We start from the raw sequence: 13,182 nt of genomic DNA, 5'->3' as shown, positions 1-13,182 counted from the left end.
TTATGAAAGCCCGACCGGATGCGACATCACAGTCTTCGGTGCATCCGACCCCTATGTTAGAGTGGCGCACTTTTTCGAGGGGACTGTCACTGTGTGGGAATTGGTCAAATCCGGCGGCTGGATGATGCTGCCGATCATTTTGAGTTCCATCGCGGCCATGGCGATTGTCGCCGAGCGTCTCTGGACCCTGCGAGCCAGCCGTGTGACCCCGGAGCATTTGCTCGGGCAGGTCTGGGTGTGGATCAAGGACAAGCAGCTCAATAAAGAAAAACTCAAGGAGCTGCGCGCCAACTCACCGTTGGGCGAAATCCTGGCGGCGGGCCTTGCCAACTCCAAGCATGGTCGCGAGATCATGAAAGAGTGCATCGAAGAAGCCGCCGCGCGGGTGATTCATGAACTCGAGCGCTACATCAATGCGCTGGGCACCATCGCCGCGATGGCCCCGTTGTTGGGCTTGCTGGGTACGGTGCTGGGCATGATCGATATTTTCAGCGCGTTCATGGGCACGGGCATGGGCACCAATGCCGCGGTGTTGGCGGGCGGTATCTCCAAGGCGCTGATCACCACGGCCGCCGGCCTGATGGTCGGTATCCCGGCAGTGTTTTTTCACCGATTCCTGCAACGCCGGATCGATGAGCTGGTGGTGGGCATGGAGCAGGAAGCGATCAAACTGGTCGAAGTGGTGCAGGGCGACCGTGATGTGGACCTGGCCGAGGGCAAAGCGTGAAATTCCGCCGCAAACCGCGGGAAACGGTAGACATCAACCTCGCGTCGCTGATCGACGTGGTGTTTATCCTGCTGCTGTTTTTCGTGGTCACCACTACGTTTACCCGTGAAACCCAGTTGCGCGTCGATCTGCCGGAAGCGGTCAGCGGTTCACCTGCCGAAGACCAGCAGGTCAAACACCTGGACGTGGCCATCAGTGCCGAAGGCGCGTTCTCGGTGAACAATCAGGTATTGCCGAAGAACGACCTGGCCACGTTGATGGACGCGTTACAGAAAGAATCCAATGGCGACACCAATTTGCCGCTGTCTATCAGCGCTGATGGCAAGACCCAGCATCAGTCGGTCATCACCGCCATGGACGCCGCTGGCAAGCTGGGTTTCAGCCACTTGCGCATGACCACGGTCGAAGCGGCACCGCCCGCGCCCTGATGGCCATGTCTGATCGCTTGCTCGCCGCGTGGTACCAAGGTCATCCGGCCCTGAAGCTGTTGCAGCCACTGGAGTGGCTGTATCGACGCGTGGTCATGAACAAGCGCAAGCGCTTTCTGGCGGGCGAGGGCGAGATCTACCAGCCACCTGTGCCGCTGATCGTGGTCGGCAACATCACCGTCGGCGGCACCGGCAAGACACCGCTGATCCTGTGGATGATCCAGCACTGCCAGCGCAGCGGCTTGCGGGTCGGCGTGGTCAGCCGGGGTTACGGCGCCAAACCGCCGCAATTACCGTGGCGCGTCGAGCCGGATCAGAGCGCCGACATTGCTGGCGACGAACCGCTATTGATCGTCCAGCGCACCGGCGTGCCGCTGATGATCGACCCGGATCGCAGCAGCGCCGTCAAAGCGCTGCTGGCGAGCGAGCCGCTGGACCTCATCCTGTCCGATGACGGCATGCAGCATTACCGGCTGGCCCGAGACCTGGAGCTGGTGCTGATCGATGCCGCCCGAGGCCTGGGCAACAAACGCTGCCTGCCGGCCGGCCCCTTGCGTGAACCGATCGAACGCCTGCAAAGCGTCGACGCGGTGCTGTACAACGGCGCCACCAATGATCGCGAAGACGGTTTTGCCTTCCAGTTGCAACCCACCGAACTGATCAACCTGCAAAGCGATGAACGTCGTCCCCTCGACCACTTCCCCGCAGGCCAGGCGTTGCACGCCGTGGCCGGGATCGGCAATCCGCAGCGTTTCTTCACGACCCTCGAAACGCTACACTGGAAGCCAGTGCCGCATGCGTTTGCCGACCACGCCGAATACAGCGTGCAGGCCTTGAATTTCACACCGTCATTGCCGTTGGTGATGACCGAAAAGGACGCGGTGAAGTGCCGTGCCTTCGCCGCCGCCGATTGGTGGTACCTGGCGGTCGATGCTGCGCCATCGCCGGCCTTCGTGGCCTGGTTCGATACGCAGCTGATGCGCCTGTTGCCGGCTCGTCTTTTGCCTTAACTCCGTTCTAATCCAGGGAATGCTCATGGACACCAAATTGCTCGATATCCTCGCTTGCCCGGTCACCAAAGGCCCGCTCAAGCTCAGCGCCGACAAGACCGAGCTGATCAGCAAGGGCGCCGGCCTGGCTTACCCGATTCGCGACGGCATCCCGGTGATGCTCGAAACCGAAGCCCGCACCCTGACCACCGACGAGCGTCTGGATAAATGACCACAGCCTTTACTGTTGTCATTCCATCGCGTTATGCCTCCACCCGTCTGCCGGGCAAACCGCTGCTGCTGATCGCCGGCAAGCCGATGATCCAGCACGTCTGGGAACAGGCGAGCAAAAGCAGTGCCGAGCGTGTCGTGGTCGCCACTGATGACGCGCGCATCGTTGAGGCGTGCAATTCGTTTGGCGCCGAAGTGGTGCTGACTCGCGAAGATCACAATTCCGGCACCGATCGGCTGGCGGAAGTCGCCGCAAAACTGGGCCTGGCCGCCGATGCCATCGTGGTCAACGTCCAGGGCGACGAACCGCTGATCCCGCCGAGCGTGATCGATCAGGTCGCGGCCAACCTGGCCGCCCACACCGAAGCGCGCATGGCCACCCTGGCCGAGCCGATCGAAGACGTCGAAACCCTGTTCAACCCCAACGTGGTCAAGGTCGTCAGCGACCTCAATGGCCTGGCGCTGACCTTCAGTCGCGCTACCTTGCCGTGGGCCCGGGACGCGTTTGCCAAAAGCCGCGAGCAAGTGCCGGAAGGCGTGCCGTACCGCCGCCACATTGGCATTTATGCCTACCGCGCCGGTTTCCTTCATGACTTCGTCAGCTGGGGCCCGTGCTGGCTGGAAAATACCGAATCCCTGGAGCAGCTGCGTGCTTTGTGGCATGGCGTGCGGATTCACGTCGCCGACGCACTGATCGCACCGCCCACCGGTGTCGACACCGTCGAAGACCTTGAGCGCGTTCGTCGCCTGCTGGAGGCCTGATGCGCGTTCTGTTCGTCTGCCTGGGCAACATCTGCCGTTCTCCGACGGCCGAAGGCGTGCTGCGGCATAAATTGCGCGAAGCGGGGCTGGCCGATCACATCGAGGTCGCCTCCGCCGGGACCGGCGACTGGCATGTCGGCAAGGCCCCGGACAAACGCAGTCAGGCCGCCGCGAAGCTGCGTGGATATGACCTGTCCGCCCAGCGCGCCCAGCAAGTGACCCGCGCCGATTTCGCCACTTACGACCTGATTCTGGCGATGGACAACAGCAACCTGCGCAACCTCAAGGCTCTGCAACCGGCCAAGGGCAAGGCCGAGCTGGACTTGTTCCTGCGTCGCTACGAGTCGGACGTCGATGAAGTGCCGGACCCGTATTACGACGGCGACCAGGGTTTCGAGCAAGTACTGGACTTGATCGAGCGCGCCAGCGATCGGCTGGTGATCGAATTGAAGGGACGGTTATGAGTTTGCAGGTTCAACCCCGGGTTTCGCTCAAGCCGTTCAATAGCTTTGGTGTCGACGTTCAGGCCCGGTTGTTTGCCGAGGCCCACAGCGACGCCGATGTGCGAGAAGCCCTGGCGTATGCGTCGGCCCATGACGTGCCATTGCTGGTGATCGGTGGCGGCAGCAACTTGCTGCTGACGGCTGATATCCAGGCGCTGGTGCTGCGCATGGCCACTCACGGGATTCGGATCCTGAGCGATGACGGCAGCAAGGTCGTGATCGAAGCCGAGGCCGGCGAGCCTTGGCATCCTTTCGTGCAGCACACCCTGGCGCAGGGGTTGTCGGGGCTGGAGAACCTCAGCCTGATTCCCGGCACCGTGGGCGCGGCACCGATGCAGAACATCGGCGCCTATGGCGTCGAGATCAAGGACGTGTTCGCCGGCCTGACCGCGCTGGATCGCCAGACCGGCGAGCTGCGGGATTTCACCCTGGAAGAATGCAACTTCGCCTACCGTGACAGCCTGTTCAAACAGGAACCGGGGCGCTGGTTGATCCTGCGCGTGCGTTTCACTCTGGACCGCGCCGCACACCTGCACCTGGAATACGGCCCGGTTCGCCAGCGCCTGACCGAGCAAGGTATCGATCACCCGACCGCCACCGATGTCAGCCAGGCGATTTGCAGCATTCGCAACGAAAAGCTCCCGGACCCGGCGGTACTCGGCAATGCCGGCAGCTTCTTCAAGAACCCTCTGGTGCCGGCCGCGCTGGTCGCACAGCTGAAAAGCCAATACCCGGACCTGGTGGCCTACGCGCAACCCGATGGGCAGATGAAACTGGCGGCGGGCTGGTTGATCGAGCGGGCCGGCTGGAAAGGCTTTCGTGACGGCGATGCCGGCGTGCATAAGTTGCAGGCGCTGGTACTGGTCAACTACGGCAGTGCCACCGGCCTGCAATTGCTGAACCTGGCGCAGCACATCCAGAAAGACATTTCCGAACGTTTCAAAGTAGACCTGGAAATGGAGCCGAATCGGTATTGAAGCTACGCTTTATTGACCGATCTCAAAGCCCTGCACATCTTCAACTGTGCAGGGCTTTTTTGTTAATGCTGGGTTAACTTAGCCACCTAACGATGCAAGCATTTGCTCCACCAAAGGCCCGATGCAGACGTTTCCGTCCGTGTAAGAGAGCCTCATTAGCCTGAGCCGATCTGCGTGAAGCCAACCGCGAACCCCGCGCGGCAGATTGCTCGACCCCATAACCTCCAGAAATATGCGGGCGTGCCCATGATTACCCTGAAGCTCAATGGTCAAGACCATCAACTCGATGTCACCGAGGATATGCCGCTGCTCTGGGCAATCCGTGACGTGGCCGGTTACAACGGCACCAAATTCGGCTGCGGCATGGGCCTGTGTGGCGCCTGCACCATTCATATCGAAGGCGCTCCGGCGCGCAGTTGCATCACGCCGATCGGCTCGGTGGTCGGCCAGAACGTCACCACCATCGATAACCTGCACGCCGACCCGGTCGGGCAAGTCGTGCAACAAGCCTGGCTCGACGCGGCCGTGGCGCAATGCGGTTTCTGCCAGGGCGGGCAGATCATGTCGGCGACCGCGCTGCTCAAGACCAACCCGAATCCCAGCGACGCCCAGATCGAAGAGGCGATGGTCGGCAACATTTGCCGTTGCGGCACCTATAACCGCATCAAGACCGCCATCCACCAGGCATCCACTCACCTGAAGGAGGCCAAGGCATGAGCCAGTTACCGAATGACTTTGCGCTGAGCAACCTCAGCCGCCGCGGCTTCCTGAAAGGGGTCGGTGCGACCAGTGCGTTAGTTTTAGTGGCGAGCTGGGGCTGGCAAGACGCTTTCGCCGAAGAAAAAGAGAAAAAGTTCGGCGCCGACGGCATGCCCAATGGCTGGATCGATGATCCGAAGGTTTACATCAGCATCGCCGCTGACGGCATGGTAACGGTGGTCTGCAACCGTTCGGAAATGGGCCAGGGCGTACGCACCAGCCTGACCATGGTGGTGGCCGATGAACTGGACGCCGACTGGGCCATGATGAAAGTGCAACAGGCGCCCGGCGACGAAGTCCGCTTCGGCAATCAGGACACCGACGGTTCGCGCAGCATGCGTCACTGGTACGAGCCGATGCGTCGTTGCGGTGCGGCTGCGCGAACCATGCTTGAACAAGCGGCGGCTGAACAGTGGAAGGTGCCAGTCAGCGAGTGCCATGCGCAGTTGCATAAAGTGGTGCACCAACCGACCGGTCGCGAACTGGGCTATGGCGCCCTGGCCGCCGCTGCGGGTGCGCTGGCAGTGCCGGCCCGTGACAGCCTGCGGCTCAAGCAGCCGTCGGAGTTTCGCTACATCGGCAAGGAAGGCACGAAGGCGATCGACGGTGCCGACATCGTCAACGGCCGCGCCATTTACGGGGCCGATGTGCATTTTGACGGCATGCTCTACGCCGTGATTGCGCGTCCGGCGGTTTATGGCGGCACGGTCAAATCCGTCGACTCCAGCGCTGCGCTGAAAGTCCCGGGCGTGATCAAGGTCATTCAGATCGAAGGTCGTCCGCTGCCGTCCGAATTCCAGCCATTGGGTGGCGTGGCCGTGGTGGCCAGCAATACCTGGGCCGCGATCAAGGGTCGCGAAGCGCTGAAAATCGAGTGGGATGATGGCCCCAATGCCAGTTACGACTCGATCGCCTACCGCAAAGAACTGGAAGCCGCGTCCCTCAAACCCGGCAAAGTGGTGCGCAATACCGGCAACATCGACGACGCCATGAAAGGCGCCAACAGCACCCTCGAAGCCTCGTATTACCTGCCGCACCTGACGCAGGCGCCGATGGAGCCGATGGTCGCCATCGCCCGCTTCAAGGACGGTGTGTGCGAGGCCTGGGCACCGAGTCAGGCGCCACAAGTCACCCGCGAACGGATTGGCGAACGCCTCGGTATTGCGTTCGATAAGGTCACGTTCAATGTCACCTTGCTGGGCGGCGGTTTCGGTCGCAAGTCCAAGCCGGACTTCATCATCGAAGCGGCGATCCTCGCCAAGGAATTCCCCGGCAAAGCGGTGCGGGTGCAATGGACCCGTGAAGACGACATCCACTGTTCCTACTTCCACACCGTGTCGGCCGAATACCTGAAGGCCAGCCTGGACAAGGACGGCCTCCCATCTGGCTGGTTGCACCGCACCGTCGCCCCTAGCATCACCGCGCTGTTCGCCCCGGGCATGAACCATGAGGCGGCGTTCGAGTTGGGCATGGGCTTCACCAACATGGCTTACGCGATTCCCAACGTGCGCCTGGAAAACCCGGAAGCGGCGATCCATACGCGGGTCGGCTGGTATCGCTCGGTGTCGAATATTCCCCACGGTTTTGCGATCCAGAGTTTTGTCGATGAGCTGGCGCACAAGGCCAAGCAGGATCCACTGAAGTACCAGATCAAATTGCTCGGTCCGGACCGTCAGATCGATCCGCGCACCTTGAGTGAAGAGTGGAACTACGGCGAATCCCCCGAGCGTTATCCGATCGACACCGGGCGGATGCGCACCGTGCTGGAAACTGCCGCCAAGGCTGCCGGTTGGGGCCGTGAGTTGCCCAAGGGCCGAGGCCTGGGCCTGGCGGTGCATTACAGCTTCGTCACCTACGTGGCGGCGGTGATCGAGGTCGAAGTCAAAGACGACGGCACGTTGATCGTGCACAAGGCCGACATTGCCGTGGATTGCGGTCCGCAGATCAACCCCGAGCGGATCCGTGCCCAGTTCGAAGGCGCCTGCGTCATGGGCCTGGGCAATGCGGTGGTGGGTGAAATCAGCTTCAAGGACGGTAAGGTGCAGCAGGACAACTTCCACATGTACGAAGTGGCGCGCATGTCGCTGGCACCGAAGGAAGTGGCGGTGCATCTGGTCACGCCACCGGGCGTTGTGCCGTTGGGCGGTGTCGGTGAGCCAGGCGTACCGCCAATTGCGCCAGCGCTGTGCAACGCGATCTTCGCCGCCACCGGCCAGCGTATCCGTAGCTTGCCGGTTCGCTATCAGCTGCAGGGTTGGCAAAAGGCGCAGGCCTGATGGACAGCGCAGATCTGAACGTCCTGCGCAGCGTGCTGGAATGGCGCCGCGCCGGTCAGCGGGTGGTGTTGTACAGCGTGGTCCAGACCTGGGGCACTGCGCCCCGGGCGCCGGGCGCGATGCTGGCGTTGCGAGAAGATGGCGTGGTGATCGGCTCGGTGTCCGGTGGGTGTGTCGAGGATGATTTGATTGCCCGGTTGCACGATGGGCGGATTCCACCTGACGGGCCGCCAGTGCAGTTGATCACCTACGGCGTCACCCGTGAGGAGGCCGCACGGTTTGGTTTGCCGTGCGGCGGCACCTTGCGCCTGACCGAAGAGCGGGTCGGCGATCCAGGTTGGGTCGCCGAGCTGCTGGCACGCTGCGAGGACCATGAAATCGTCGCTCGCTCGCTGGATATCACGACCGGTGAAGTGGTTTTGCAGGCGGCGAACAAAACCGATGCATTGAGTTTTGATGGCAATACGTTGCGCGCCATCTACGGTCCGCGTTGGCAGCTGTTGCTGATCGGTGCGGGGCAGTTGTCCCGGTATGTCGCCGAGATGGCACGGCTGCTGGATTTCGAAGTGCTGATCTGCGATCCGCGCAGTGAATTTGTCTACGGTTGGGAAGAGCAGCACGGGCGTTTCGTCTCGGGCATGCCGGATGAAGCAGTACTGACCATCCAGACCGACGAGCGCACGGCGATTGTCGCCCTGACCCACGATCCGCGCCTGGATGACATGGCGCTGCTGACCGCCCTCGACTCCAAGGCGTTTTATGTTGGTGCGCTGGGCTCACGAGTCAACAGCCTGAAGCGTCGGGAAAACCTGGCTCAGCTAGGCTTGTCACCACAGGCCATCGAGCGGCTGCACGGCCCGATCGGTTTGCACATCGGCAGCCACAGTCCGGCGGAAATCGCCTTGTCGCTGCTGGCCGAGATTGTGGCGATCAAGAATGGCGTCGAACTCAAGCAGAAGAAGCCGTTGCGGGAGGTGGTATGAGCGAGTCCATAGGCGTCATCGTGCTGGCGGCGGGGCAGGGCAGCCGTTTCAGGCAGGTGGCGGGGGACGATAAGGAAAAGTTGCTGGCGGACTGTACCGGTCGCGATGGCGCTGTTCGTTCGGTGATCGAACAGGTGCTGGTGAATGTGCCGCCCAGTCTTGGGAAGCGCGTGCTGGTGACTACTGGAGATCGCCCGCAAGTGATGCGCATGGCTCAGGCGTATGGTTTTGAGATTGTGGAGATCGAGTCGACCGGGATGGGCGACAGCATTGCGGCCGGGGTGGCGGCGTGTCCAGAGCTTAGTGGCTGGTTGATTGTGCTGGGGGATATGCCGTTTATCTTGCCGTCGAGTGTTGATCGGGTGGTGGCGGGGATTGCCGAGGATTGCGTCAGTGTGCCGGTGCATGCGGGAGAGTACGGGCATCCCGTCGGATTCGGTCGCAGTTTTGGGCTGGGGTTGATGGCGTTATCGGGTGATCATGGGGCCAAGCCGCTGTTTGCGCAGGGCCGGGTGGTTGAAGTGGCGGTGGATGATGCCGGGGTGTTGTGGGATGTGGATGTGCCAGAAAAATTGATCTTCCAGTAGCCTTTGCACGAATCCCCTGTGGGAGCGGGCTTGCTCGCGAATGCGTTGTGTCAGCTTGCATCAATGTTGAATGTTAAACCGCTTTCGCGAGCAAGCCCGCTCCCACATTGATCGCGGTGAAACTAACGGACATAAAAAAAGCCCCGCCTGGATCACCATGCGGGGCTTTTTAGTAGCCGACGGAATCAGACGAGTGGTTTAGGCTCGTGTTCTTTTTCCAGGGCTTGTTCGTGTTGCTCTACCGCTTCCTGAACGGAGCGTGGAGCTTCTTCGATGACCGACTCGGCAGCAGGTGCCGCTTCGATCACTTCAGCCACAACCGGTGCAGGCTCGGCAGCGACAGGCGCTTCAACCGGAGCAGCAGCGGCAGCCAGTTCGGCTTCCTTCTGCAGGCGCTCGGCTTCACGCTTGCGACGACGCACTTCACGCGGGTCGTTCGGCGCACGGCCATTTTCGGTGAGGGCGCTGACAGGAGCCGCTTCAACGACCGGTGCAGCCACTTCGGCAACAACCGGAGCCGGTGCTTCAACAACTGGAGCAGGCTCGGCAGCCACAACCACTGGCTCGGAGGCCACGGCTTGCGCCACCTGGGCTTCAGCAACCGGCGCAGGCACTTCAACAGCTACCGGCTCGGCAACCCAGTTGAACGCGGTTTGTTCTTCACGAACTTCGCGGACAGCTTCGGTCACGGTTTCGCTGGAAGTTTCGACCGCTGGCTCGGAGACTGGAGCGGATTCAACCACCGGCTCAGCTTCACGAACCGGCGCCACTTCGATTTCCGGAGCGGCAGCGGCTTCGACCGGAGTCGTCGCTTCGACCACTGGCGCTTCAACCGGAGCTGACTCCAGAGTGGCGGCCGTTGCGCGTTCGGCTTGCTCATTGGCTTGTGCTTCAGCAGGCGCGCTGATCACGGTGCTGGCAACGGCTGCGGTAACAGCCAGGCCGGCGGCCAGATCAGAAGTGCTTGGCGCTTCGTTGCTGTCGCCCGCTTCGCTGCCTTCGGCGGATTCGGATTCTTCCGAACCTTCAATCACATTGCCGTTGGCATCGCGTTGACGCTCGCGACGGTTGCTGCGACGACGCTGGCCACGGGAGCGGCGGCGTGGACGATCGCCTTCGGCGCCTTCCTGACCGTCTTCCTGCAGTTGCTCTTCGTTGGTCACCAGTTCTTCTTCGGCAACGGCAGCAGCGGCTTGCTCGGCACGTGGCTGACGTTCTTCACGCGGTGGGCGCGGAGCGCGTTCTTCACGTGGCTGGCGAGCCGGACGCTCTTCAGCGGTCGCCGCAGCGGCCGGAGCGGTAGCGTCCAGAGGTTCGCGCAGTTCACGCACTCGTTCTTCACGCTCGCCACGTGGCTTGCGGTCTTCGCGAGGCGCGCGCGGTGCACGTTCTTCGCGAGGGGCGCGTGGTGCGCGCTCTTCACGTGGAGCACGTTCTTCGCGGGCTACTGCTGGAGTTTCTTCGCGGGCTTCGCGTGGTTGACGCTCTTCGCGTGGCTCACGGGGGGCGCGCTCTTCACGCGGTGCACGTTCCTCACGAGGCTTGCGCTCTTCGTCGCGGCGACCGTTACGGTTGCGGCTCTGCTGACGACCGTTGCGACGCTCTTCGTTGCGGGCCGGACGCTCGGTGGTCGCTGGTTTTTCAACCACAACCGGGGCAGCAGGTTCTTCTTTGGTTGCGAACAGGCTGACCAGCGATTTCACCAGGCCTTTGAACAGGCTTGGCTCGGGCGCAACGGATGGCGCGGCAACCGGAGCGGCGACGACTTCGGTCGGAACCGGAGCGTTGGCGCGGGCCGGCGCGGTCTTGACCGCGGCTTCCTGGCGAACCAGGGTGCGGGTCGCAGCGGCTGGCTGGACTTCTTCGACTTCGGCAGCGGCAGCAGCGATTTCGTAGCTGGACTGGCCGACAGCGGCTTCCGGGCTGTCATCGCGCAGACGCTGAACTTCGAAGTGCGGCGTTTCGAGGTGATCGTTCGGCAGAATGACGATGCGGGCACGGGTGCGCAGTTCGATCTTGGTGATCGAGTTGCGTTTTTCGTTGAGCAGGAACGCAGCGACCGGAATCGGCACTTGTGCACGAACTTCGGCGGTACGGTCTTTCAGGGCTTCTTCTTCGATAAGGCGCAGGATCGCCAGCGACAGCGATTCAACGTCACGGATGATGCCGGTGCCGTTGCAACGCGGGCAAACGATGCCGCTGCTTTCGCCCAGGGATGGACGCAGGCGCTGACGGGACATTTCCAGCAGGCCGAAGCGCGAGATGCGACCGACTTGCACGCGAGCGCGGTCGGCTTCCAGGCATTCGCGGACTTTCTCTTCCACGGCGCGCTGGTTCTTGGCAGGGGTCATGTCGATGAAGTCGATGACGATCAGGCCGCCGATGTCGCGCAAGCGCAACTGACGGGCGATTTCTTCGGCGGCTTCAAGGTTGGTCTGCAGGGCGGTTTCTTCGATGTCGCTGCCTTTGGTGGCGCGCGCCGAGTTGATGTCGATAGACACCAGGGCTTCGGTCGGATCGATAACGATGGAACCGCCGGAAGGCAGCTCGACGACGCGCTGGAAAGCGGTCTCGATCTGGCTTTCGATCTGGAAACGGTTGAACAGCGGAACGCTGTCTTCGTACAGCTTGATCTTGCTGGCGTACTGCGGCATTACCTGGCGAATGAAGGTCAGGGCTTCGTCCTGGGCTTCAACGCTGTCGATCAACACTTCGCCGATGTCCTGGCGCAGGTAATCGCGGATGGCGCGGATGATCACGTTGCTTTCCTGGTAGATCAGGAATGGCGCGGAGCGATCCAGCGAGGCTTCTTTGATGGCGGTCCAGAGTTGCAGCAGGTAATCGAGGTCCCACTGCATTTCTTCGCTGCTGCGGCCCAGGCCGGCAGTGCGAACGATCAGCCCCATGTCAGCCGGGGCAACCAGGCCGTTCAGGGCTTCACGCAGTTCGTTGCGCTCTTCACCTTCGATGCGACGGGAGATGCCGCCGGCACGCGGGTTGTTCGGCATCAGCACCAGGTAACGACCGGCCAGGCTGATGAAGGTGGTCAGGGCTGCGCCCTTGTTGCCACGTTCTTCTTTTTCGACCTGAACGATGACTTCCTGGCCTTCGCTCAGGACGTCCTTGATGTTGACGCGGCCTTCGGGGGCTTTCTTGAAGTATTCGCGGGAGATTTCTTTGAGGGGCAGGAAGCCGTGGCGCTCAGAGCCGAAATCGACAAAGGCAGCCTCAAGGCTTGGTTCGATGCGAGTAATCCGGCCTTTATAGATGTTGGCCTTTTTCTGCTCGCGTGCACCGGATTCGATGTCCAGGTCGTAGAGGCGTTGGCCATCTACCAGTGCAACACGCAACTCTTCGGGTTGAGTTGCGTTAATCAGCATTCTTTTCATGTAGTACCGTCGGTTTCCGGGCTGCCGGAAACGGCGTTCGGCACACACGACTTCTCATGGTCGGTGTCAGGTGCGTCGGGAGTGGTTGGCCATTCCCGTGTCCAGCGATGTCCGGCCAATTGGGCCGTTATCGCGACGTACGCGTCCTGCTTGCTGTGGCTACTTAAGCACTCAGTCAGGAGGAGGAATCAACCAGCGGCTGTGGACGAGATGAAGCGTCTTGATAAAGCCTATTGCTACACAGTCCAGCGGTTGTGCATCTCCACCCTACACGTATCCCTGATAATTCGGGTGCTGCCGCGCGCAGAATCCGCAGCGGGTTGGCATTTACCGTGAGCTCCGAAGGGGGAGGTCACGCATCATGGCTAATTTAGGCGTTGTTTCCGAAGCGTTCGCTCGGGGTCGTCCATAGCTGACTGCACTTTGTGAACTGGCCGTGAATATTGGCTCGCAAGGCGAGTGAAAACTCTGCTTCGCGGCTTGATTCAGGCCTCATGTCACCTGCGCTCGTTACAGCTGCAAACTCCACCGTTACGTAGCGAAAGCCCCGTAGGACGGCCTCTCGTCCTGG

General features: G+C 61.7%; 12 protein-coding genes. 11 read left to right on the top strand and 1 reads right to left on the bottom strand.

Features of this window, described 5'->3' with window-relative positions:
* Positions 1-91 precede the first annotated feature (91 nt).
* The 11 genes from pocA to ACA060_RS21065 all read left to right on the top strand — a co-directional run bounded on the left by pocA (position 92) and on the right by ACA060_RS21065 (position 9,222).
* The gene (gene pocA / locus ACA060_RS21115; RefSeq protein ID WP_162556235.1) at positions 92-727 is read left to right on the top strand and encodes a flagellar polar localization protein PocA; all 636 of its coding nucleotides are present in this window, start codon (positions 92-94) and stop codon (positions 725-727) included.
* Positions 724-1,155 carry a flagellar polar localization protein PocB gene (pocB, locus tag ACA060_RS21110; protein ID WP_109633873.1) on the top strand — a complete coding sequence of 144 codons (432 nt, stop codon included), beginning with the start codon at positions 724-726 and terminating at the stop codon, positions 1,153-1,155. Before pocA ends, pocB begins: the two co-directional genes overlap by 4 nt.
* Positions 1,155-2,165 carry a tetraacyldisaccharide 4'-kinase gene (gene lpxK / locus ACA060_RS21105; RefSeq protein WP_497312982.1) on the top strand — a complete coding sequence of 337 codons (1,011 nt, stop codon included), beginning with the start codon at positions 1,155-1,157 and terminating at the stop codon, positions 2,163-2,165. The genes pocB and lpxK overlap by 1 nt, the downstream gene beginning before the upstream one ends.
* A gap of 25 nt (positions 2,166-2,190) precedes the next feature.
* The gene (locus ACA060_RS21100; protein ID WP_010461887.1) at positions 2,191-2,376 is read left to right on the top strand and encodes a Trm112 family protein; all 186 of its coding nucleotides are present in this window, start codon (positions 2,191-2,193) and stop codon (positions 2,374-2,376) included.
* Positions 2,373-3,137 (top strand): 3-deoxy-manno-octulosonate cytidylyltransferase, encoded by a 765-nt coding sequence (gene kdsB, locus ACA060_RS21095; protein ID WP_497312980.1) that lies wholly within the window; start codon positions 2,373-2,375, stop codon positions 3,135-3,137. Before ACA060_RS21100 ends, kdsB begins: the two co-directional genes overlap by 4 nt.
* Positions 3,137-3,601, top strand: a complete 465-nt coding sequence (locus ACA060_RS21090) for a low molecular weight protein-tyrosine-phosphatase (RefSeq protein ID WP_109633869.1) — start codon at positions 3,137-3,139, stop codon at positions 3,599-3,601. Before kdsB ends, ACA060_RS21090 begins: the two co-directional genes overlap by 1 nt.
* A complete protein-coding gene (murB, locus tag ACA060_RS21085) occupies positions 3,598-4,617 on the top strand; it encodes a UDP-N-acetylmuramate dehydrogenase (protein ID WP_497312978.1) in 1,020 nt (339 codons plus the stop codon). The genes ACA060_RS21090 and murB overlap by 4 nt, the downstream gene beginning before the upstream one ends.
* A 246-nt stretch (positions 4,618-4,863) precedes the next feature.
* On the top strand, positions 4,864-5,334 hold the full coding sequence (locus ACA060_RS21080; RefSeq protein WP_109633866.1) for a (2Fe-2S)-binding protein: 471 nt from the start codon (positions 4,864-4,866) through the stop codon (positions 5,332-5,334).
* Entirely contained in the window at positions 5,331-7,652 is a 2,322-nt protein-coding gene (locus ACA060_RS21075; RefSeq protein WP_497312976.1) for a xanthine dehydrogenase family protein molybdopterin-binding subunit, read from the top strand. Before ACA060_RS21080 ends, ACA060_RS21075 begins: the two co-directional genes overlap by 4 nt.
* On the top strand, positions 7,652-8,635 hold the full coding sequence (locus tag ACA060_RS21070; protein WP_497312974.1) for an XdhC family protein: 984 nt from the start codon (positions 7,652-7,654) through the stop codon (positions 8,633-8,635). The genes ACA060_RS21075 and ACA060_RS21070 overlap by 1 nt, the downstream gene beginning before the upstream one ends.
* The gene (locus tag ACA060_RS21065) at positions 8,632-9,222 is read left to right on the top strand and encodes a nucleotidyltransferase family protein (RefSeq protein ID WP_497312972.1); all 591 of its coding nucleotides are present in this window, start codon (positions 8,632-8,634) and stop codon (positions 9,220-9,222) included. Before ACA060_RS21070 ends, ACA060_RS21065 begins: the two co-directional genes overlap by 4 nt.
* Before the next feature lie 185 nt (positions 9,223-9,407).
* Here ACA060_RS21065 and rne read toward each other — a convergent pair whose 3' ends face one another.
* Positions 9,408-12,611, bottom strand: coding sequence for a ribonuclease E (gene rne / locus ACA060_RS21060; protein WP_497312970.1), 3,204 nt, complete (start codon positions 12,609-12,611; stop codon positions 9,408-9,410).
* Positions 12,612-13,182: the final 571 nt, after the last annotated feature.

This window comes from Pseudomonas sp. LBUM1671, from assembly GCF_059695685.1.
This window is presented reverse-complemented; position numbering and strand designations above follow the sequence as displayed.